At 60.6% G+C, this 22,311-nt stretch carries 14 protein-coding genes; 1 reads left to right on the top strand and 13 read right to left on the bottom strand.

Annotated features, from left to right (window positions below; all coding sequences use genetic code 11):
• Positions 1–63 precede the first annotated feature (63 nt).
• The 12 genes from U862_RS0106515 to U862_RS0106460 form a co-directional block, all read right to left on the bottom strand.
• Positions 64–1,752: a polyurethanase gene (locus U862_RS0106515; RefSeq protein WP_025109633.1), complete on the bottom strand. Its 1,689-nt coding sequence runs from the start codon at positions 1,750–1,752 to the stop codon at positions 64–66.
• Between the two features lie 57 nt (positions 1,753–1,809).
• Positions 1,810–4,896: an autotransporter serine protease gene (locus U862_RS0106510; protein WP_025109632.1), complete on the bottom strand. Its 3,087-nt coding sequence runs from the start codon at positions 4,894–4,896 to the stop codon at positions 1,810–1,812.
• Between the two features lie 142 nt (positions 4,897–5,038).
• On the bottom strand, positions 5,039–7,990 hold the full coding sequence (locus U862_RS0106505; RefSeq protein WP_029977492.1) for an autotransporter serine protease: 2,952 nt from the start codon (positions 7,988–7,990) through the stop codon (positions 5,039–5,041).
• A 78-nt stretch (positions 7,991–8,068) separates the two neighbouring features.
• On the bottom strand, positions 8,069–9,439 hold the full coding sequence (locus tag U862_RS0106500) for a TolC family outer membrane protein (protein ID WP_025109630.1): 1,371 nt from the start codon (positions 9,437–9,439) through the stop codon (positions 8,069–8,071).
• 2 nt (positions 9,440–9,441) lie between these two features.
• Positions 9,442–10,791 carry an HlyD family type I secretion periplasmic adaptor subunit gene (locus U862_RS0106495; RefSeq protein ID WP_025109629.1) on the bottom strand — a complete coding sequence of 450 codons (1,350 nt, stop codon included), beginning with the start codon at positions 10,789–10,791 and terminating at the stop codon, positions 9,442–9,444.
• Entirely contained in the window at positions 10,788–12,563 is a 1,776-nt protein-coding gene (locus U862_RS0106490) for a type I secretion system permease/ATPase (protein WP_025109628.1), read from the bottom strand. The genes U862_RS0106495 and U862_RS0106490 overlap by 4 nt, the downstream gene beginning before the upstream one ends.
• 205 nt (positions 12,564–12,768) lie before the next feature.
• Positions 12,769–13,197 (bottom strand): AprI/Inh family metalloprotease inhibitor, encoded by a 429-nt coding sequence (locus U862_RS0106485; RefSeq protein ID WP_157836061.1) that lies wholly within the window; start codon positions 13,195–13,197, stop codon positions 12,769–12,771.
• Positions 13,198–13,289: 92 nt separating this feature from the next.
• A complete protein-coding gene (locus U862_RS0106480) occupies positions 13,290–14,753 on the bottom strand; it encodes a serralysin family metalloprotease (RefSeq protein WP_025109626.1) in 1,464 nt (487 codons plus the stop codon).
• A 477-nt stretch (positions 14,754–15,230) separates the two neighbouring features.
• Positions 15,231–16,316, bottom strand: a complete 1,086-nt coding sequence (locus U862_RS0106475; protein WP_025109625.1) for a polyamine ABC transporter substrate-binding protein — start codon at positions 16,314–16,316, stop codon at positions 15,231–15,233.
• 66 nt (positions 16,317–16,382) lie between these two features.
• The gene (locus U862_RS0106470) at positions 16,383–16,727 is read right to left on the bottom strand and encodes a cupin domain-containing protein (protein ID WP_025109624.1); all 345 of its coding nucleotides are present in this window, start codon (positions 16,725–16,727) and stop codon (positions 16,383–16,385) included.
• Positions 16,728–16,758: 31 nt separating this feature from the next.
• A complete protein-coding gene (locus tag U862_RS0106465; protein ID WP_025109623.1) occupies positions 16,759–18,165 on the bottom strand; it encodes an FAD-binding oxidoreductase in 1,407 nt (468 codons plus the stop codon).
• 51 nt (positions 18,166–18,216) lie between these two features.
• Positions 18,217–19,032 (bottom strand): AraC family transcriptional regulator, encoded by an 816-nt coding sequence (locus U862_RS0106460; RefSeq protein WP_025109622.1) that lies wholly within the window; start codon positions 19,030–19,032, stop codon positions 18,217–18,219.
• 263 nt (positions 19,033–19,295) lie between these two features.
• Between U862_RS0106460 and U862_RS0106455 the strand changes: the two genes are divergently transcribed.
• Positions 19,296–19,568 (top strand): DUF1652 domain-containing protein, encoded by a 273-nt coding sequence (locus U862_RS0106455; RefSeq protein ID WP_025109621.1) that lies wholly within the window; start codon positions 19,296–19,298, stop codon positions 19,566–19,568.
• 58 nt (positions 19,569–19,626) lie between these two features.
• On the opposite strand, the gene U862_RS0106450 is transcribed toward U862_RS0106455, so the two are convergent.
• Positions 19,627–22,101, bottom strand: a complete 2,475-nt coding sequence (locus tag U862_RS0106450; protein ID WP_025109620.1) for a UvrD-helicase domain-containing protein — start codon at positions 22,099–22,101, stop codon at positions 19,627–19,629.
• Positions 22,102–22,311: the final 210 nt, after the last annotated feature.

Here is a 22,311-nt window from a genome sequence, read left to right as displayed (position 1 = left end):
CAGGTACGAATACTTCAACTGACACACCGCACTTGCGAGCAGACTCGCTCCCACATTTGTTGCTTAGGCGAAGACGAAAGACGCGTCCGACAGGTTAGCCACTCCAACCCCGACCAGGGTCACGGCATACTCGCCAATCTTCAGCACGGTATCAGCGCCGGACTGCGCAGCATGCTGCTTGTAGTCATAGCCCTGCCCCGCACCTTCGACCCCCATGAACACCAGTTTGTCGCTGCCCTGGTAGCCATTGATCGCGTCGAAGCCGAACGCGCCGCTGAACAGGAAGGTGTTGTTGCCACCCACGGCGGTCATCACGTCGTTGCCGGCGCCACCGACGAAGGTCACGTGGCCCTTGTCGCTGATCAGTTTGTCATCACCGCCCAGACCGAACAGCCAGTCACCGTCAGCGCTGGCGTGCAGCGCGTTGCCGTACGCATCGCCGTTGAGCGAATGGGTGTACTGAGTCAGTTCGCTGCCATTGGTCAGGCCCTTGGCAGTGACGCCCCAGGTGATTTCCTTGCTGCCCCACCACGAACCCGACTCCTTGCTCACCAGCGCGCCGATGTCGCGGGTCATGCTGATGCCGCCGTAGGCGTCGCGCACGTACAGGGTGCCGTCACCGTCGTTGGCAAAACTGAAGTTCTGCAGCGGTTTCTGCAGTTCGAACGTGTTGTGGCCCTGGCCACCGAGCAGGATGTTGAAACCGCCGTCATCGCGGAAGCGGTCATCGCCGCCCAGCCCTTCGAGGAAGTCGTTACCCGCCCCGCCCTTGAGCCAGTCGTTGCTGTTGGTGCCAATGATGAAGGTGCTGCCGGTGTGCGGCTCGCCGCTGCGCCCCAGATCCTCGACCCAGGTCTTGCCCCGGGACGCTTGCTCCAGGTTGGAGACGATGATGGTCGAGTCCTTGTGCGTCAGGTTGTAGAACGTCGAATCGATCACCCGGTTCAGGCCATCGGCATAGCCCAATGAGCCATGGGCCGACCAGTTCAGCGGATTGACGATACTGAACGGCACCAGATTCTGCGCGGTGGACGCGTAGTTGTCGTTGAAGTTGACGATGTTGTCGGTGGTCGACTCGTGCGGTCCGTCGTGCTTGCCCAGCGAACCGCTGCTGAAGGTGGTGCCGTCCAGCGCACGGAACACCGGATCGTTTTCGTAACCGATGTTCAGCACGTTGTTGCCGGTGCTGCTCTGGGTCGGTGAGGCGAACGCAATGTAATTGGCGTCCTTGAAGAAGCCTCCCCAATTGCTGCTGCTCAACTCGGCCACGCTGTTGACCCCGAGACCACCGAGGCTATGACCGCTGAACAGCACGTCCTTGGCCGCGATGCCATTGGCAATGGCGAACGCAGCGACAGCCTTGAGCAGGTTGTCGAAGGCGTTTTTCGCGTACTGACTCGCGTAATCCGACGGTCCGATGGCGGCCAGCAGGTTGTTCTTCATGTCGCCGAAAGTGTCGCTGTAGCCCAGCCCGCCGGTGCCACGAAAAGCCACACCGATACCGACCAGCTTGCCGGCCGCGTCGTACTTGCCGAGCACTTCAGCCTCGGCGCTGGTGAAACCGTCCTTCTCGCCGAAGAACGTGCCTTGCGCCCCGACCTTGCCCTGGTAGCCCAGCGCCGTCGCGGCAACCGGCTTCCAGGCGGTCGCCGGCAAGGGCTGGCCCGTCGGGGTGTAGGCATACAGCGTCAGCGCAATGGCGTCGCTGTACAACGCTTTGCCATCGGCTTTTTTGTAATCGAACAATCCCATGTTGTGCTCTCTCTTCCTTCAAAAACGGCAGCCCCCTGCGGGGCTGCCAGTACTCCCTTAGAACTGCCAGTCGAGGGTCAGACCCACACCGTGGTCTTTCTCGTTGTTACCGATCAGTCCGTTGTAATCCAGGTTTACCCGGACATCGCGATTGAGCGCCAGCCCGGCGCGCGCACCGACCACTGCGGCATCACGATCCATCGACACACTCTGCACATTGAACGCGCTGTTGCCATTGGCGAAAGCCAGGTGGCTGTCAGCATCGACGCTGCTCAGGTTGTGCTGCCAGCCGAGGGTGGCCCCCAGTTCCAGCTGATGTTTTTCCGACAGCGCAAAGGTGCGTTTGGCGCGTACGCCAAGGGTCGACAGCACCACATCGCGGTTGTCTTCACCGCCCTTGAGCGCCGCCGCATCACCCTTCTCGGTGAAGCTTTCGGTGTTCAGGTGCACGTACGACAGATTGGCGAACGGCTCCAGATTCATCGGTTGCAGGCGCAGATCGTAAGCCGCTTCAGTGAACAGCTGGGTGGTTGCGGCATCGTGCTTGGTTTTCTCCTTGCCACTGACGCCACCGAACTGCAGATCACGTTTCACGTCCACGCGATGCCAGCTGTAAGCCGCACCGGCAGTCAAGCGCAATGCATCGATCTGATGCCCCAGGTATGCACCCAGGTGGTAACTGTCGACCGAGGCCGACGAATGCGTGCCGCCCCCCATGTTCAACGAGCTGTCGCTATAACCAGTAACGAAACCCAGACGAGTATCTTCAGCAATCAAGCCGTCGACACCGGCCAGCAAGCCGCCAATAGAGCTGTTGGAGTCGGCATTTTCATGCCCGCCATCGCTCTTGCCCCACGAACCGAGGACCTTGACCCAGGCGTTGCTGCGATCGTCGGTCGGCGCGTTGGCATTGAACAGATCACGCTCGCGCAAACGCTCGCCCACCGCTTCACGCAGGTAGCGGCTGTCGTTGATCAGCAGGGTGCCAATGGCCGGGTGGATTTCACCGGACAGTTGCTGGAAGGCTTGTTGCGCCGAGGCCGCATTCGGCGACAGCAGCAGGGTTTCGAACAACGCATTGCCCGCGCCCAGACGCTCGGCAGCCGCGCCGACCGCACGCTGGTTCGGCGTCAGGCCGACACTGGCGAACGACGCACCGTTGCGCCCGACGTCCAGTTGCACACCGTTCGCCGAATACGCCAGGGTGCCACCGAGGAACGCATAGTTCGGCAACACTTGCCCGAACTGGCCTTGAATGCCACCGGCCGCTTGCAGAATGTTGAACTGAGCGCCCTGCAGGCTTTTCACTTCGGTGGTGGTCAGCAACGTCGGGCTGTTTTCCAGCGACAGGCTGACGGTCGCGCCATCAATCACCGCTTTGCCACCGGCCACGATTTTGTCGCTGCTGGTCGGCGACACTTCCACCGCGTAGGTCGAACCCTGCTCGAAGGTCACATCCCCGGCCACGTTCAACGTACCGATGGAGTTGCCCGGCGCGACAGTACCGCCGCTTTTCGCGGTCAGTGCGCCAATATGGCCGTTACCGCCGAGGATGCCGCTCTCATTCACGGTGACCGCCGAGGCCAGCGAACCGTTGATCGCCAGACGTCCCTGATTGACCAGGGTCGGGCCGCTGTAGGTGTTGTTGCCGGTCATCACTAGTGTGCCGATGCCCTGTTTGGTCAGGCCGCCGTGACCGGAAATGTCGTTGCGCCAGGTGTCGAGACCGCAGGTGATGTCGTTGCACACGCGTTCGGTGGGCTTGCCCTTGTCGATGATCGCGCCGATACCCGGCAAGTCGGCGACAAATTGCCCGGAGCCGTAGGCGCCCTGGATGCGGAACTCTTGCGGGATGTCTTTCTCGGTGACGAACATCGCCGGGCCATCAATGCCCTTGCGCAGGTTGATCATGCCCCAGCCGTACAAGGCGTCGATGCCCGGTGCGCCGAGGTCGGTGGCCGTGGTGCGCAGTACCGTGGCGACCTGATCGCCGGTCATGTACGGGAAGCGCTCCATCAGCACCGCCATCGAGCCGGCCACATGCGGCGCGGCCATCGAGGTGCCATTGTAGTTTTTGTAGCCGGTGGTCAGGTTGTCGGCGTTGGTGCCGCTGATGATCGAGCTGTAAATCTGCGTGCCCGGCGCCGAGACGCAGAAACTCGCGGTATAGCCGCAACGTGACGAGAACGTACTCATGATGTACGGGTTGGCGCTGGCCTGGTCCGGGTTCTTCTGCAACGCGGCGACAGTGATCCAGTTCGGCGCGATGTCCGGGACGAAGTAACCGAGGCCGGCGATGGCGTCCGGGTTGTTCAGGTTGTAATCGTTGCCGGCGGCGAAAATCGTCACGATGCCGCTGCGGGCGGCGGCGATGGCGCCGTCGTAGGCACCGCCGGGCTTGGTGCCGAGCAAGGTGCGGATTTCGTTGAACTGCAATTGCGCGTCGTTGACGGTGAAGTGCGGATGCGCCGGGTCGCGGCCACCGAGGTCGAAGCGGTCAGTGATGCCGATGCCCCAGCTGTTGTTGATGATCCGCGCACCGCTGGCAATCAGCGCATCCCAACCGGCCTTGTACACCGCGCCGTCGTTGCCACGGACGATGCCGTCTTCCGGGCCTGGGTCACCGTTGTCGGCACTGATGATCTGCGCACCGAACGCCACACCGTGCATCGGCCCGCCGTCACGGCTGCCGGCAGCGATACCACCGACGTGGGTGCCGTGGGCACCGAGCTTGCCGTCGGAGCCGACCGAGGGTGAACCGTCATAACGAAACGCATCGCCGGCTTTGACCGGAATGTACGGGTCGGTGTACTCGCGGATCCCGCTGGTGACCAAGGTGATGACCTTGTTGCTACCGGAGAACTCCGGATGCGCGGCGTACACCGGCTGGTCAAAGATCCCGAGCTTCACGCCTTTACCGGTGTAGCCGGCGGCGTAGGCGTAATCGGCACCAATCGCGCCCAGGCCCCATTCCGCCTTGAACTCGGCGCTGCGCCAACTGGCGGGATCGCCCGTGCGGCCGTTCTCCACGTAAGGCGCAGCGTATGCAGTGCCCCAGGTAGCCAGCGCGCAGAGCATGGCGCCGTTGAGGGTTTTCATGGCGAAGCGACCACCCGTTTGCGCGGGGGTATTATTCTTATTCATCCAGCGACCTTCCTTAGTGTTGTTGCGAAAAATCCGTCTACCAGCCCCTCACCTGGGCCTGGGAATCAACTCTTGTGGCGAGGGGATAAACCCCCTCACCACAAATGTGTGTGTATGCGTTCACGGGGCCTGCCGGGATTGTTCAGAACTGCCAGTTCAGGCTCAGACCCACGCCATGGCTCTTCTCGCGATTGGCCAGTTGGCCGTTGTAATCGAGGTTGACCCGCACGTCCTTGCTCAACGCCAGGCTGGCCTGCACGCCGACCAGTGCGGCGTCGCGTACCAGCGCCGAACTCTCTACCGCGTACGGTGTGCTGCCGCTGGCAAAACGCAGATGCTGTTCGGCGTCGATGTCGCTCAAGCTGTGCTGCCAGCCCAGGTGGCCGCTGACGTCCAGTGATTGTTGCGTCGACAGATTGAACGTCTTCACCGCGCGCACGCCGAGGGTGCTGAGCACCGCATCCCGCTGCTCGCCAGAGCTTTTCAGCGCCGCTGCGTCGCCCTTTTCGGTGAAGCCGTCAGTATCCACATGCACATAAGCGAGGTTGGCGAACGGCTCCAGTGCGACCGGTTGCAGATTCAGGCGATAAGCCGCTTCACCGAAGACCTGAGTGGTGGCTGCATCGACCTTGGCTTTCTGTTTCGCACTGACGTCGCCGTATTGCAGATCGCGTTTGACGTCGGCGCGATGCCAGCTGTAGGCCGCGCCGGTGCTCAGGCGCCAAGCGCCAATGTCGTGACCGGCGTAAGCGCCCAGGTGATAGCTGTCGACCGAAGCCGACGAATGCGTGCCCGAGCCCATGTTCAGCGAACTGTCGCTGTAACCGGTAACCAGACCGATGCGGGTCTGCTCGTCCAGCGCGCCATCGACGCCGGCCAGCAAGCCGCCGATCGAGGTGCTGTAGCGCGAGGTATCAGAACCGGAGTCCGTCGAGCCCCAGGCGCCGAGTGCCTTGACCCAGCCGTTGCCTTGCGTGGTGCTTGCATCGCGCAGACGTTCGCCGACGGTATCGCGCAACTGGCGGCTGTCATTGATCAGCATCGAGCCGAGCGCCGGGTAGATTTCCCCGCTCAGTTGCTGGAATGCCTGTTGCGCGGAGGCGGCATCTGCCGACAGCAGCAGGCTTTCGTACACCGAATTGCCGGCGCCCAGCCCCTCGACGGCCACCGCCACCGCGCGCTGATTCGGGGTTTGTCCGACGCTGGCGAACGAGGTGGCGTTGCGCTGGATGTCGAGCTCAATCGCGTTGGCCGTGTAGTCGAGGTTGCCACCGATGAACAGGTAGTCGGGCAGTACCGCACCGAACTGACCTTGAATGCCGCCGGCCGCTTGCAGAATGTCGTACGAGTGACCGAGCAGGCTGCGGGTTTCAGTGGTGCTGAGCAAGGTCGGACTGTTTTCCAGCGACAGGCTGACGGTGGCGCCGCTGATGCTCGCGGCACCGCCGGCGACGATGCGGTCGCTGCTGGTCGGCGACAACTCGACCGCGTACGTAGAGCCCGGGGCAAAGGTCACGTCACCGGCCACGTTCAAGGTGCCGATCGAATTGCCCGGAGCCACGCGGCCACCGCTGTTGGCAGTCAGCGAGCCGATCCGCCCGGACCCGCCCACTGTGCCGCTGTCATTGACTGTCACCGCCGAGGCCAGCGAACCGTTGACGCTGAGCAAGCCGCCATTGACCGTGGTCGGCCCACGGAAGGTGTTGTCGCCGGTCAGCAGCAGGCGCCCTGCTCCGGACTTGATCAGGCTGCCCTGATAGACCCGCGTCGTCGCTGCGGCATCACGGGCCATGCCCACCGCGTAGTCAGTCTGATCCTGCTGACTGGCGCCGGCCGCAACGCCGTTCTGCCAGCCTTTGTCCTGCAGGGTTTGCTGCCAGGCACGGTGTTCGGCGAGGTCTTCGCCCTGACGCTGGAGCAAGGCCTTGTCGGAGATGTCATTGCTCCACACATCGCTTTGCCCGGCGGCCAGATTGGCATTGAATGCCCCCAACAATTGTCCCGGCCCGTGCATCGCCCGGTTCAGGTTGGCCACGCCCCAGCCGACCCGGTCGGTTGGCGCTGCGGTGACCGAGCCGTCGAGTTGCGTGGCGGTGGTCAGCAGCACTTCGAGGGCCTGCTGATTGTTCATGTACGGGTAGCGCTCCATCACCAGCGCCAGTGCCCCGGTGGCGTGCGGCGCGGCCATCGAGGTGCCGGACTTGATCGCGTAATCGCCACCGGGGATGGTGCTGTCGATCTTCGCGCCCGGCGTGGTGATGCACCAGTATTTGGCGATGCCGCACTGGTTGTACTTCTGCTGATTGCTTTGATCCAGCCCCGAGACCGCCAGCCAATGGCCCTCGAGATCCGGCTGAAAGTACGGCAACGCCGAGCGCACGCTGGCGTTCGGGTAACCGCTGTTGCCGGCGCTGAACACGTTGATCACGCCGCGTCGCGAGACATCCGCCGCCGCGTCGAGCCAGGTGCCCTGGTTCCAGTGCTGAGCGTAGGCTGCGTGCAGATCGGCCAGGGTGCGATAGCTGACATCCGGCGGCTGACTGCCCCAACTGTTGTTGATTGCGCGCACGCCGGCATCGGCCAGGGCGTCGTACGCCGCTTTGAAATAACGCGGATCGGGTTTGGGGCCGAACAGGAAGCTGTCGTTATTGTTGGTGTTGCCGACGAAGATCTGCGCGTTGTACGCCACACCGTGCATGCCGTTGCCGTCACGGCTCGCGCCCATGGTGCCGACCACGTGAGTGCCGTGGGAGTCGTTGTTGGGGTTGAGGGTGCCGTTGACGCTGAACAGCGAACCGTCGACGTAACTGCCTGACGCCAGCACCGGGTGATAGCGGTCGGTGGCGAACTCAGGGTGGGCGGCATCGAAGCCGGAGTCGAGGGCGCCGATCTTCACGCCTTTGCCGGTGATCCCGACGGCGTAGGCCTGATCGGCCTGCATCCGCGCAAGGCCCCAGTCACGCTGGAATTCGGCGCTGCGCCAACTGGCGGGATCGCCGGGTTTGCCGGTTTCAAGGTACTGCGCATTGGCTTGCGCGATAGAAACTGCGAGCAACAGGGTGCCGACCGCTGCCGGCTTGATGCGTACGTCCATGTTCACCACTCACTTTCTTTGTTTTTTTAGAGTTGTTAAGCCGATCACCCAGGAATCAACACAGGTCAGTGCAAGACCTTAGTTCGTGTTGCTTTTCGGGCCTTGTCCGAAGGCCTCATCCACCCGCGCCAGGTCCTGTTCGTTCAACGTCCCCGCGTAGTAATGCAGCTTGGTCCAGGCCATCAAGTAGTCGTAGCGTGCCTGTGCCAGATCGCGGCGGGTGGTGAACAGTTGTTGTTCGGCGTTCAGTGCATCCAGATTGGTCCGCTCACCGCCAAGAATGCTTTGCTTGGTCGACACCACCAGCGCTTCAGCCGAGGTCAGTGCCTTCTGATAAGCGCGCAGTTTGTTGACGCCCGACAGGCAGGCGCTGAACTGGCGGCGCAGCTCGATCAAGGTCTCGCGGGTCTTGCCGTCGAGTTCGTATTCGGCCTGCTCCATGGTGCGGCTGGCCTGACGGGTCGAGGCCGAGACCCCGCCACCGGCATACAGCGGCACGTTGACTTCAAAGCCAATGGTGTTGGTGTCGTACCGCTGGTTATAGGTGTTGCCGCTGTCCGATTCAGTCTGGCGAATCGAGGCGTAGGCACTGACTTTCGGCAGGTGCCCGGCGCGGTTGCGCTCCACTTCGTAGCGCGCCACTTCCACCGCCTGACGTTGCGAAGCCAGGTTCGGGTTGTTGCTGATCGCCAGTTCGTGCCAGGTATCGTAGTTGGCCGGCATCAGCGCGAAGGTCTGGAAGTTCTGATCCAGCGGCGCCAGCTCACTGATGTCCACCGTCGGCACGCCCACCAGCGCACCCAGCTCACGCAGCGCGGCGTCCTGTTCGTTGCGCGCCTCGATTTCCTCGGCCGTCGCCAGTTCATAGCGCGACTCGGCTTCGAGAATGTCGGTGCGCGTGCCCTCACCCTGCTTGAACATGTGCTCGTTCTGCTGGAACTGCTGCTCGTAGGCTTTCTTCTTGGCCTGAGCGATGTCGATCTGATCCTGCGCGAACAAGGCCTTGGTGTAGTTATCCAACACCCGCACCAGCAGCTCCTGACTCTTGCCGCGAAACGCCTCGTCGGCAAACAACGACTGCGCCACGCCTTTTCGATACGCCGCGTAGGCTTCGTAGTCGAGCAGCGGTTGCTGCAGGGTCAGGGACGAACCGTAGCTGTTGTAGTTACGGTCTTCGGTCAGGTTGCCGCGTTTGGTCAGTTGCGTGGCCTTCGAGGTGTTGTGACCGCGGTTGTAGTTGTAACCCAGCTTCGGCAACAACCCGGCGCGGCCGATGATGCGGTTTTCCAGACCCGCGTCGCGCTCCTTGATTGCGCCAAGGAACACCGGGTCGTTGCGCAATGCCTGCTCGTAGATCTCGAATGGCCCCATGGCCGCCAGCGCGCTGTTTCCTGCGAGCAGCGCGAACGCTGCTCCCAACATCGAAAGCTTATTCATACAGCCGAACATCCTTATTCTTCGGTCAACGCGGAGCCGGCCCGATCGAGCAACGGTTTGAACAGGTAGTTGAGCAGCGAACGTTCGCCAGTGCGCACGAACATCTCCGCCGGCATACCGGGCTTGATCACCAGACCGTGGAGTTTCTCCATCGCCTGATCACTGACGTTGCTGCGCAGCACGTAGTACGGCACGCCGGTTTTCTCGTCGACCATCTGGTCGGCGGAAATCAGGCTGACCTCACCCGGCACGCGCGGGGTTTTGCTCTGGTTGAACGCGGTAAAGAGGATGTCCACCGGCAAATGCGTGCCGACCTTGTCGATCAGGTTGATCGGCAAATGCCCTTCCACTTCCAGCGTGGTGCCTTGCGGGACAATCTCCAGCAGGGTTTCGCCCTGCCGCACCACAGCGCCTTCGGTGTGCACGCCGAGGTTGACCGCCACGCCGTCGGCGGTAGCGACGATCTCGCTGTGCTGCAGGTCGAAACCGGCCGAGGTCAGTTGCTCGGACAGGGTCACGCTTTTGAGCTGCGCGTCGGCTAGTTGCGTGCGCACTTCCTTCTGGTACTCCTCGCCATGCTGTTGCAGCTTCAGGCGCGATTCGAGAATGCCCTGCTCCACACGGCCGCTTTCACCGGTGTTTTCCGCCAGTTGCTGCTGCACTTGCGAGAGCTGACGCTGGTACTCCATCAAGCGGTTGCGCGGGATGTAGCCATTGTCCGCCAGCGGCTGCAGGTTGCTCAGTTGCTGCTGCAGGGAATCGGCCTGGGCATTGAGGTCGGTGCGCGCGCGACGCATGCCGGCCAGTTGCGACGTGGCGCCTTCGATGCTTGCACGCAGGCCGGCCTGTTCGCGGTAGAACGCTTCGCGGCGGCTGCTGAACAATTGGCGCTGGCCTTCAAGCACCAGGGCCAGACGCGGATCCGGATCGTTGCTCAGCTCGGCAGGAAAGGTGATCTCTTTGAGGTTGTCGCGCTCGGCCTGCCAGCGCGCGAGGCTGGCCCAGGCCATGCGGTATTGCGCCTGCAGCGATTGCACATCGGCAGCCACTTGCGTCTGGTCGAGACGGAACAGCGGTTGGCCCTGTTTGACGATCTCGCCTTCGCGCACCAGGATCCGGCTGACCACACCACTGCTCATCGATTGCACGGCTTTGCGTTTGCCCGACACCACCACAGTGCCCTGCACCGGAATGCCCTGATCCAGCGGCGCCAGTGCGGCCCAGGTGAAAAAGCTGCCGGCGCCGACGATGGCCAGAATCCAGCCCATGCGTGCGAAAAATTTCGCATCGCGCTCCGGGCGCTCGGTGACATACGCGTGTTCCATGCTCGCTTCGTTTTCAGTATTCATGCTGGCGCTGCTCATACACCCGAATTCCTTGTCGTGGGCTGGTACTGCCGGCTCATGCTGAGCCCGCCCGGTGCCTGCGCAGATTTTTCCCGTTGCTGTTCCTGGGCGCCAGACAGCGCCTTGAGGACTTCCTGACTGGCGCCGAACGCCTGCAAACGCCCGTCGTTGAGCACCAGCAGCTTGTCAGCCTGGGCCAATACCGAAGAGCGATGTGTCACCAGCACCACCGTGGTGCCTTTGGCCTTGAGTTGGGCGATGGCGCTGGCCAATGCCGCTTCACCAACGGTGTCGAGGTTGGAGTTCGGCTCATCGAGCACCACCAGGCTTGGATCGCCATACATCGCGCGGGCCAGGGCCACACGCTGTTTCTGACCGCCAGACAGGCCGCTGCCGTCCTCGCCCAGTTGCGTGTCGTAGCCCTGCGGCAAGCGCAGAATCATTTCGTGTACGCCGGCCTGTTGCGCGGCGGCCACGACTTTTTCCGGATTGGCCTCGCTGAAGCGGGCAATGTTCTCAGCGATGCTGCCGCTGAACAGTTCGATGTCTTGTGGCAGGTAGCCAACATACGGGCCGAGCTCGTCGCGGTTCCAGCGATGGATGTCGGCGCCGTCCAGGCGCACCGTGCCACCGAAGGTCGGCCACACGCCGACCAGCACGCGGGCCAGGGTCGACTTGCCGGAACCGGAGGCACCGAGCACGCCGAGCACTTCGCCGGCGCCCAGATTGAAATTGATCATCTGCAAGGTTGCCGCGCGCTGACCCGGAGGGCCGGCACTGACCTGTTCAAAGGTGATCTGGCCTTTCGGCGCCGGCAACGCCATGGCGTCGTCACTCGGCGGGAACGCCTGCAGCAAGGAGTCCAGACGACGGTAGGCCAGCTTCGCCCCGCTCCACTGTTTCCACACTGCGATCAACTGGTCGATCGGGCTCAGCACGCGGCCCATCAGGATCGAGCCGGCGATCATCATGCCGGCGGTCATGTCGCCCTTGATCACCAACAAGGCACCCAGGCCCAGCACCAGAGATTGCAGGCACAGACGCAGGGTTTTACTGATCGAACTGATCACCGCACCGGTGTCGCTGGCCTGGTTCTGCAGGCCGAGAAACCGCGAGTGCACACCAAACCAGCGCTTGCGCAGCGCACCCAGCATGCCCATGGCCTGAATGGTTTCGGCGTTGTGCAGGTGGCTGGTCGCCAGTTGACTGGATTTCTGCGAGAAACCGGCGGCTTCGCCCAGCGGCTTCTTGGTCATGTATTCGTTGAGGCACGCCAGCGCAATCAGCAACAGCGCACCGGCCGTGGCCAGCACACCCAGCCAGACGTTGAACAGGTAGATGACGAACAGATAGACCGGGAACCACGGCGCATCGAAAAACGCGAACAGCGCTGGCCCGGTGACAAACTGGCGGATGTGGGTCAGGTCGCCCAGCGACTGCCCGGCGTTGCCCTCACCCTTGAACAGGTTGCGCTCGAACGCCGCCTGATAGACCCGCAGGTTGAAGCGGCGCTCCAACTGGCTGCCGATGCGGATCACGATGAAGCTGCGGATCACTTCCAGCATGCCGATGAACGCAAAGAACCCGACCACCATCAAGGACAGCATCGCCAAGGTGGTTTCGTTCTGCGAAGACAGCACGCGGTCGTAGACCTGCAGCATATAAATGGAGGGCACCAGCATCAGCACGTTAATCAGTGCGGTAAAGCACCCGACGCTGATCAGAATGCTTTTATAGTCACCCAAAGCCTTGAATAAGGGAGCGGTGGCTGGGGCCTTCGCCATCTTCATTGATTATTCCTGAAATAATTTCCCCGCCATTCTTTGGCGAGGCGCTTCTATTAATTATCCGTGCGCATGCCGGAATATCGCTTGCAACTTTGCATTGGCACTTCAATCACAACTTCCGTTATACAACCGGTTATTCGTTGTATTGGCGTGACGCTTATAACTGCAACGTGGCACCTTATATTCAACTGTCAGTCGTTGCTGATACTCACGGCTTGTGCGCGTTGCGCTCGAGCGTAATCACCAGGCCCGACTTCAAAGTACTCAGATAAAGCCCGTCACGTTGTCGGCTGAAAAACTGGATTCTTGAACCTTCCTTGCCAGTAATCGACAGGCCGTCCGGGTCTGGAAACCAGCCGACCGGCGTTTGCTCCAGCCACGCCCCCAGGCATTCAGCGCCTTTGCCCAGCGTCTGGTTGGGTTCGAGATCGATCAGACACGTATTCGATGGCTTGTCCTGCAAGGACTGCGCTTGCGGGACGTCGTCAGGTGCGGTCAGAACGGCCTGCCACTGCCCGGCAAAAACCGATGGATCTTCGAGTCTGAGGCTGCTTGCCATGGTTGTTTCTCCAGAAATCGTGATGAACGCCGCCGAAAGCCACGCCATTGCCTTGTAGGTAAAAGCTTTGCAGATCATGAGAAAATTCGCTCCGGCACGTAGCCTTGCCCAGCGGCCAAATGGATGCAAGTAAAGAAAGCGGCGCATCAAGCGCCGCTTTCCTGTTCACATCACGCCACGATGTCGCTGGTGACTGCCTGGCCAACGGTGCTGACCTGGAAGTCCGCCACGCCATGCCCGGAGAAGTCCACCGACAACAGGCTGTTGCCGCCCGACGACGTCAGGATCGCGTCACCGGCTGCACCGGTGAAGCTGTTGACGAAGTGCAGGCCTGCACCGTTGGTGATGGCGCTCAGGTCGATTTTGTCCAGACCGCTGACGAAATCGAGGATCTGATCGATCGCACCCGGCTTGGAGTCGGAACTGGCCGCGAACACAAACGTGTCCGAACCCGAGCCGCCCCACAGTTTGTCCGCACCACCGGCGCCGTAGATGATGTCGTTGCCGGCACCGCCTTTCAGCTCGTTGGACGCACTGTTGCCAATCAGCAGGTCATTGCCCGAGCCGCCGATGGCGTTTTCGATGGTGACGCCCTTGGCGATGGACACGTTGCCGATCATGCCGCCAACGTCAGAGAACGAGGCTTCATTGAGGTTGATCTTCTGGTTCTGGGTGAAACCCGAGAAGTCGAAGGTGTCCTTGCCGCCCGCATCCCACACCGAGAACACCAGCTTGTCGCTCGACGACGAGGCGCTGAGGAAATCGCGACCGGCGTTGGAGTTGAAGCCGTAGGTGGTGTCACCGGTACGGGTGTTCATGTTGGCGCCGTAGAGCTTCTGGATGGCAGCGATGTCATCCATCAGCGGGCCAGAGGAATAGGCTTCCACGCCGCCCTTGCTGAAGTTCTGGCTGGTATTGCTTTCGCTCCAGTAACTCATAAGGCTGTAACCGCGGGTGTCTTGCCCGTAGGAAGCATCCTTGTAGGTCGGGTTGCCTTCGCCGGCGTTGTAGTCACCAGGGTGTGACAGGCCCAGGGTGTGACCGATTTCGTGCGTCAGGGTTTGACGCCCGTAGTTGTTCAGCCCCGGGGTTTTGTTGACGTCGTATCCACTGCCGGTCAGGTACCAGGACTGACCGTCATAGCCTGGCTCGGTGCCTGGCAGGAAAGCAAACGCCGCTGCGCCTTCCTGGCCGCCGCTGTAGTTACCGAACGTCATGTGACCATCGCCGCCGCGGGCAGCTTCGGTGAACGTAACGTTGGCAACATCAGCCCAGGATTGCATGGCAAGCACAGACTGGGCTTTTTGCAGGGCACTGAACTGACTGAAACCGGTGACACCCAGGCCGCTGAAGTTAGCGGTTTTGGCGGTCAGAAAGGTGTAAGTCAGTTCGATCTTGCCGCTGTTGTCGAGATCGTGCCAGGAAGCACCGTCTCGCAACAGTTGTGTGGCGGCTTGATCCACCGAGAAGGAGGGTTTGCCATTGACCGTGAGGTTGCCGCCACGGTCGTACTGATGGCTGAAGCTATTGATCTGGTTCCAGGCGGAGCTGGTTGCAGCCAGAGATTGCACTGCGCCGACAGGCACGAATGTGTCTGCGGTGATATCAATAGCGTTAGCTTTTACTTTCGACATAAACACACTTCCTTGTTTAGCAATGGAACAGTTTTTGTCAGATAGCGACAATCCCTGGCGAGATCGTCCTATCACTCGCCCAATGAAGGCATCAGAAACCTGACACAATTTGAAATCTGTCGTCTAGCGTTTTTTTGAGGTCAAATTGAACTGCTCCGGCAAACTGCCGTAAACAAAGCCTGCGGGGGCGAAAGAATGTTTAAGCGGGTTACGTCGGGTCCAATTGTCTGACGATTTTCTATTTAAATATTAAATATCGGTAAGTTGTTTTTTGTTAGACGCGTCTCACTTTCCTGCACTCTATTAGTGCAATGCCAGTGTATTGATATCAATCAATTAAAGTAATTTCGGACGACTGCATGACTCATGTGGGAGCGAGCCTGTTCGCGAAGTCGTCCGCCCAGACAACAACCTGTTGAATGACTGAACGCTTCGCGAGCAGGCTCGCTCCCACGGGTTTTGTGTGTGTTGAAAATTTCAGCTACCGGTCCGGATCTTATTCCACACCCGCGTACGAATCCGGTCGATGTTTAGCGGCATCGCTTCCAGCGCAAACAGCTTGCCCATCATCTCCGGGCTCGGGTAGACCTTGGTGTCGCCCTTGATCGCCGGGTCGATCAGGCCGTCAGCCTGCTGATTGCCGTTGGCGTAGTGCACGTAATTGCTGATGCCGGCCATCACGTCCGGGCGCAACAGATAGTTCATGAACGCGTAACCGGCCTTCTCGTCCGGCGCATCGGCCGGCATGGCGACCATGTCGAACCAGATCGCCGCGCCCTCCTTGGGAATCGCGTAACCGATGTCGATGCCGTTCTTCGCTTCCTTGGCGCGGTTTTCCGCCTGCAGGATGTCGCCGGAAAAACCGACAGCGACGCAGATATCACCGTTGGCCAGATCGCTGGTGTACTTCGAGGAGTGGAAGTAGCTGACATACGGCCGCACTTTCATCAGCAGCGCCTCAGCCTTCTTGTAGTCCTCGGGGTTCTTGCTGTGCGGCGGCAAGCCCAGATAATTGAGCGCCGCCGGCAGCAATTCCGGGCCATTGTCGAGGATGGCTACGCCGCACTTCTGCAGTTTCTCCATGTATTCGGGCTTGAAGATCAGGTCCCACGAGTCCACCGGGGCGTTGTCACCCAGCACCGCTTTGACTTTGGCGATGTTGTAGCCGATCCCGGTGCTGCCCCACAGGTACGGGAAGCCGTGCTCGTTGTTCGGGTCGTTGACCTGCAAGGCCTTGAGCAACACCGGGTTGAGGTTCTTCCAGTTCGGCAACTGGCTCTTGTCGAGCTTCTTCAACGCCCCGCCCTGGATCTGTCGGGCCATGAAGTGGTTGGACGGGAACACCACGTCGTAACCGGATTTGCCGGTCATCAACTTGCCGTCGAGGGTTTCGTTGCTGTCGTAGACGTCATAGGTGACGCCGATGCCGGTGTCTTTCTCGAAGTTTTTCGTGGTGTCCGGCGCGATGTAGTCGGACCAGTTGTAAATCTTCACCGTATCCGCGGCCTGAGCAAGGGAGACGGCGAACATCAAGGGTGCCAGTGCGAGGGTCTTTCGGATCATGGGTCGATTCCTGTGTGGGCTGTTTTTTTTGTTGGCAGGCAATCAAAGGATCAAAGGATCAAAGCGTCAGAAAATCAGGACGTAGGTCTTGCGCACGGTCTCCTGGATGTCCCAGATGCCGAGCGTGTTGGCCGGCAACATCAATGCGTCGCCACCTTGTATGTGCAGGGTTTCGCCGCCGTTGTCCGGGGTGAACGTGCAACAGCCAGAGATGAAGTGACAGAACTCCTGCGCGGTGATCTGCCGGCGCCAGCGCCCCGGGGTGCATTCCCAGACGCCGGTTTCGACGCCGTCGTCGCGCTCGACACTGGTGGTCGAGGCAATGGCGACCGGCTCGCCGAGTGGCACGGCCACCGGGCTGGATTCGTCCAGTTGCAGGGTGGCGGTGTTCTTGAACTGCGTAATGCTCATGGTGGGACCTGTCTTTTGAAGAAAACGGCGGTTAGTGCATGAAACCTTCCATGAAGCCCGCCACCTGACTGGCAAGCTTGCGCCGCCACGGTGCGGTGGCCGGGTTGGCCAGGGTCTGGTCTTCATGGACGAAGCTTTTGATGATCGCGTTGTAGCCAAGCCAGCGACACGGCTCCGGCTCCCAGGCGCGCAGCGCATGAATACCGCCGTCCGGCAGCACCCACGGCTGCTGAACCAGCTCGGTATCGCGCTCCAGAATCAGATCGGCCAGTGTGCGACCGCCCAGGTTGCTGGCACCGACACCCTCCCCGCCATAACCACCGGACAACGCAATACCGTTGGCGCGATCGCAGAGCATGTGCGGCTTGAAGTGCCGGGACATGCCGAGGTTGCCGCCCCAGGCGTGCGTGATCTGCACGTTTTTCAGTTGTGGGAACAGTTCGCCGAACAGATAGCGACGCAGTTCTACTTCATCGCGGGTCAGATCGAAGTTGTGGCGCAGCTTGCCGGCAAACTGATAACCACCGCGGGCACCGAAGATCAGGCGATTGTCGGCACTGCGCTGGCCATAGGTGACCTGACGGCTGAACTCGCTGAAAGCCTGGCCATGGTTGAGGCCGATTTCATCCCAGGTGGCGGCCGACAATGGCTCGGTGGCAACAATCAGGCTTTGCACCGGTAACTGATAGCGACCCAACGGCGGCAGCGTGACTGAATAGCCTTCGACAGCGGGCACGATCCAGCGACTGCGCACGCTGGCCTTGGCCGTGCGCAAACTGCCGGACTGCCAGTGCGTGACCGGGCTGTTTTCGTAGATTTTCACGCCCATGTTCTGCACGGTACGCGCCAGACTGCGCACCAGCTTCGCCGGATGAATGGTCGCCACGTGCGGCGCGTAGATCCCGCCATAGGGCTTGGCGACGCGAATCTGCTGCGCCAGTTGCTCGGGGCTCAGCCAGCGGTAATCGTCCTCGGTCAGGCCTTGGGCGTGCAATTTGTCGAGGTATTCGCGCAGGCTGGCTTCCTGCTCCGGGTAGCGGGCGGCGCAGTACAGCACCCCACCTTTGCGGTAATCGCAGTCGATACCCTCACGTTCGAGAACGACTTCCACCTCATCGGGAATGCTGTGCAGCAGATCAAACGAAGCGCGACGCTGCTGCGGCGAGAGCCCGGCGAGCAGGCGATCCTCGCCCAGCAAATTGCCCATCAGCCAGCCGCCATTGCGCCCGGAGGCACCAAAACCGGCGGTCTGCGCCTCGACGATGGCGATATCCAGCCCCGGCGCGAGTTTTTTCAGGTAGTACGCGGTCCACAGCCCCGTGTAACCGGCGCCGATGATCGCCACGTCGACATCCAGATCCTGTTCCAGCGCCGGCCGCGCGGTGAGCGGCTCGTCGAGTTGATCCATCCACAAACTGATAGTGCGCCACGCCGGCATGCAAGACTCCGCCACTGAAAACTTCGATGGCGTCGATCCTAGTGCGTGGCTTCAGCGGATGTCTTGCGCGCGTGCCCGCAAAGAAATTTGTTTGGCGTAGGCCTTGGGTGACTGGCCGGTGTGCTGACGGAAACAGCTGTAGAACGCCGACAGCGAGTTGAATCCCGCCGCGAATGCCAGCTCGTCGATGCGTAGCGGCGGCGTGGCCAGGTCCAGCGACTTGAGCAAATGTTGCAGGCGGGCCTGGTTGACGTAGCGGTAGAAGCTCTGGCCCAACACCTGATTGAGCAAGTAGGAAATCTGATTGCGGCTGTACCCGCACTCCTTCGCCACCCGTTGCAGGTCCAGCTCCGGATCGAGGTACGGCTGTTGCCGCTCGAAGTATTGCTGCAGGTCTTCAGCCATGAAGCTCAACTGGCGGGGTGATAACCCCAGGCGACTGACTGCCGGGCGCTGACTGGGAGCGGCGGCACCCTGGGTTTGCGCGCGCACCAGTGAGGCGTACTCGTTGACCCGCCAGATCAAACCGTCCTTGACCGTTATGGCCTCACTGGAACGGAAAGACACCAGCCCGTCGCCACCGCGCAGGGTCACTTCGTACTGAATGAACGCCGTGTTGCCGTCTACACGGATCCGGTCGCAATGCTCCAGCGCTTCGTCGGATTCTCGCGGCATGCTGACGCGCACGTACTCGCGCAACTCGTCGAGGCCGAGCACGCGGTTCTGAAAGAAGTCGTTGTACTGGACGTGCGGGTGATACAACGCCATGACGCTGTCCAGATCGCGGTGTTTCCAGCTCAGGTGATAGCGCATGACCGTGGCCGCCGTGGCCGGGGTCTGTTCGGGGCCGTCATCGTCGGCGTGCATAAAGGGCTCGGCGCAAAAGAACCGAGCTTGCCCAAGTTCGGCATCTCGATCAACGGCTAAACCATGCTGGCCTTTTGGCGATGACGGGCACGGGCGTGACTTACATCAAAAAATGCGCAGCAATCGCAAAATGAACTGAAAAATCTCACGGAAAATTCACATCCGGATGCTACTTTTAACGTCACTGACCGGTTGAGCCAATGAAGGCTCTTCCCACCTAGCATGAGCAAAAGGAAGCGCTCGATGATGAAGGCGGGCTACACATGAATAAAGGTTCCAGTAAAGTCACGTTCCCCAACGCGTGCCAGTTGATGCGCTGGCACTTTCACCCCATGGGTTTCGAAGCGACGATGGATGCGCCGGGCAGCATGATTGCCCGTCTGTTCGATCGTGCCAGCGGTGAAACCATGATCGCCATTGCCGGCATTCCTTGTGCCACGGTGATGAACGCGGCCGATGTCGAACGAATTATCGAAGCCGTGGAAGACGAGCTGGAGGCTTTCATTCCTCCAGAGTCTCTCAAGAGTTACGCATAAGCTGTTGTTTTATATGAAAAAGCCCGCCAATGATGGCGGGCTTTTTTGTGCGTGACCGTTACTCGACTGGCACTTTGACGCGGTGATCGGCAAAGAACGCCTTGCCTTGGACAACCCTGTCAGACGCCCTCGGCATGTTCACCGCCTGGGCGTCCTGCGGCTCGACGTACCAATAACAATGGCTGACCGCCCGGGTAATCCCAACGTACGCCAGGCGCAGAATCTCGTCCTTTTGCGCGGTGTCGTACGGCTCGTTGTCGCCAGCCTTGCCCAGGCCGGCCATGCGGTACACCTGATTCTTGTAAGGCGAACTGGTCAAGTGCTGGCAGTCGCCGAGCAGGAACACGGCATCCGCCTGCAGGCCTTTGGCGCTGTGGTAAGTCAGCTGTTTCAGGCGTCGCGCTTCGTACGGCAAGCTTGAATCAACATTAATAACAGGCTGAATATATTGTTCTATCAATGACTTATCGCTACTTTTTCGATAAAGCATCAAGATTGAATCGCCGCGATTGTAGTGCTCGGCGAGGCGTTGCCCCATGGCCTGATCATCGCGTTCCAGCACGTTTACTGGTTGCACCGGCCTGGCTGCACCGCTGGCCTTGGCTTTCTTGCCGGGGATCGCCGGCGCGGCGCGCACAATGTGTTCGGCCGCATCGATGATGTACTGATGGCTGCGGTAGTTATCGCTGAGCATCACCCGCGTGGTGCTCGGTGACGGGAATTCCTTGTTGAACTCCATGAAGTAACTCGGCGAACTGCCACGCCAGCCGTAGATCGACTGCCAGTCGTCACCCACACACAGCAACGACGAGCGCTGGGCACCCCGCCCGACGTGCATGGCCGGTCCGCGACTGCGGATTTCCCCGAGACTGGCCCGGATCCACGAGACGATCTGTGGCGAGACGTCTTGAAACTCGTCGATCATCAAATGCGCCATGGGCCGCAGCAATTCGTCGCCCAACAGCTTGAGGTTCTCCGGCGAATGCTCGCTGAACAGGGCAAACATCCGGTTGTAAGTCATCACCGGCGGTTTCTGATCGAGCAGATGATCCTCCAGCGCACGCCAGAACAGACTCAGCGCCTCAAAGAAGAACCGGTCCGGGTCGTCCTTGGCAAAACTCATGCGCCCGACCGCCTCCGGCACATCCAGCCCGAGGTTTTCGATGAAGCCTGCCGCCGCGACAAAACAATCCAGCAATGGCGCCGACGCCAGCTCGCCCTTGACCTTGTAATCGAAGCCTGGACCGGCGCTGGCGTCAGCCGCCAGCGTCGCCAGAACCCGCTTTGAGGATTCGTAACTATCCAGCCAGATCAATGGTTTACGACAGAAAGCTTGAAACAGTGTGCGCTTTACCGCCCACTCGGCGCGCACGCTGAGCTTGGCATTGGGCCGGCAAATCTGCGGGTTTTCCCGGGGATCGAAGCCGAGTACCACCCAGGCATCAAGGCTGGGAATGTAGCCATGGCAATGAAAGGTCGAACCGTTGATCTCGAAGGTCTGCCGGTTCGGCTCAATGCCTTTGATCGGCCACGCTGCGGCGCGAAACCACAAGTCTTCGATGGCGTCGCACAGTTCTTCATCGCGTTTGGCTGCCAATTCGGTCACCGCCATGCGCTTTTGCACATCCGGGTGATCGCGCTCCAGTTCCCTGAGCTGCAAACCAGCCTTGGCCAACGGTTGAATCAACTGGCGGAAACGCTCGTCTTCATTAAACAAGCGGTGATAGCAGGCATTGAGTTGCCGACGCTGAGCGTCGTTGATCCGCAGATCGAACGGGCTGCTGTCGACCTCTTCGTCAGCGCCTTGTGGCCGATCATTGAGGTTCTCGAATGCTTGCAAGCGCTCGAATCCCGGCAGGCTGCGAACCATCGGCAAAATTCGCGAGTGGAAGGTGCGCACCAGTTCCCGCGCCTGCTTGAGGCTCAACGTCTGACCCCAGAGCGCGAACAACTCGATCAGCTTGTTGATGAAGTCCTTGCGCGACTCGCGAGTGAAGGTCACCACCGTCATCGAATCCAGCTCAAACCCCAGGTAGTGCGTGAGCAACAGAATGCGCAGCACCAGCGTCGTCGACTTGCCAGCACCGGCACCGGCGATCACCGACGTTGAAGGTGTATCACTGAAGATCATTTTCCATTGCGCAGCACTTGGCTGAGCATGCTCGGGCAAAAGGCGTGCAACATCGGCCTTCATGCGCTTCTTCAACTCGGCACTGAGTGGCAGACGCCAGTCGTCGAACAGATAGTTGTCGACGCTCGGCGGACGATGCTCGGTGCTGCGACTGTCACGGATCAACAGGACCTGCCGGCCTTCCTCCAGACCTTCGAGTTTGCCTTCTTTGAAACCGTACTCGACACCAGCGGTATGGCCACTGCGAAAACCGTCGGCCTGGCCATGCAGCCATGAAGCGCGGTGCTGCGCGCGTAAACGAGTCAGGCCATGGCCGAAGAAGCGCGCGGCCAGACGCTTGAACCAAGGCATGTCGGCCAGGGGACGGAGTTCGGGAGGAAGATCGGGAGTGTGTTGCGCCACGCTGAGGGACTCCAGTGTGTGAGGCTGTTGGGGCTATGGTGGCGGTATTTGCCAACGAGTTCTAGCGAAATGCTTACAGGTCATTGGTTTAGGCGATGAACTGAAAGTCGGATGAGATCGTTTCGAACCGGTTTTTCATCAGCGGATTCGATGGGAATGCCGCATTTTTTACGCTTTTTCTCGATTGTTGACTGATGGATGATGCCCGTC

This window comes from Pseudomonas sp. H1h, assembly GCF_000633255.1.
Taxonomy (GTDB): Bacteria; Pseudomonadota; Gammaproteobacteria; order Pseudomonadales; family Pseudomonadaceae; genus Aquipseudomonas.
The sequence above is the reverse complement of the archived record's forward strand: the minus strand, read 5'-3'. Positions and strand labels throughout refer to the sequence as shown.

Excerpts from the sequence above, each read along its gene's own strand:
- U862_RS0106460 (WP_025109622.1), bottom strand. The coding sequence starts at position 19,032 with ATGCACGCCGACGATGACGGCCCCGAACAGACCCCGGCCACGGCGGCC.
- U862_RS0106505 (WP_029977492.1), bottom strand. The coding sequence starts at position 7,990 with ATGGACGTACGCATCAAGCCGGCAGCGGTCGGCACCCTGTTGCTCGCA.
- U862_RS0106470 (WP_025109624.1), bottom strand. The coding sequence starts at position 16,727 with ATGAGCATTACGCAGTTCAAGAACACCGCCACCCTGCAACTGGACGAA.
- U862_RS0106490 (WP_025109628.1), bottom strand. The coding sequence starts at position 12,563 with ATGAAGATGGCGAAGGCCCCAGCCACCGCTCCCTTATTCAAGGCTTTG.
- U862_RS0106485 (WP_157836061.1), bottom strand. The coding sequence starts at position 13,197 with ATGATCTGCAAAGCTTTTACCTACAAGGCAATGGCGTGGCTTTCGGCG.
- U862_RS0106480 (WP_025109626.1), bottom strand. The coding sequence starts at position 14,753 with ATGTCGAAAGTAAAAGCTAACGCTATTGATATCACCGCAGACACATTC.
- U862_RS0106495 (WP_025109629.1), bottom strand. The coding sequence starts at position 10,791 with ATGAGCAGCGCCAGCATGAATACTGAAAACGAAGCGAGCATGGAACAC.
- U862_RS0106455 (WP_025109621.1), top strand. The coding sequence starts at position 19,296 with ATGAATAAAGGTTCCAGTAAAGTCACGTTCCCCAACGCGTGCCAGTTG.
- U862_RS0106475 (WP_025109625.1), bottom strand. The coding sequence starts at position 16,316 with ATGATCCGAAAGACCCTCGCACTGGCACCCTTGATGTTCGCCGTCTCC.
- U862_RS0106465 (WP_025109623.1), bottom strand. The coding sequence starts at position 18,165 with ATGCCGGCGTGGCGCACTATCAGTTTGTGGATGGATCAACTCGACGAG.
- U862_RS0106510 (WP_025109632.1), bottom strand. The coding sequence starts at position 4,896 with ATGAATAAGAATAATACCCCCGCGCAAACGGGTGGTCGCTTCGCCATG.
- U862_RS0106515 (WP_025109633.1), bottom strand. The coding sequence starts at position 1,752 with ATGGGATTGTTCGATTACAAAAAAGCCGATGGCAAAGCGTTGTACAGC.
- U862_RS0106500 (WP_025109630.1), bottom strand. The coding sequence starts at position 9,439 with ATGTTCGGCTGTATGAATAAGCTTTCGATGTTGGGAGCAGCGTTCGCG.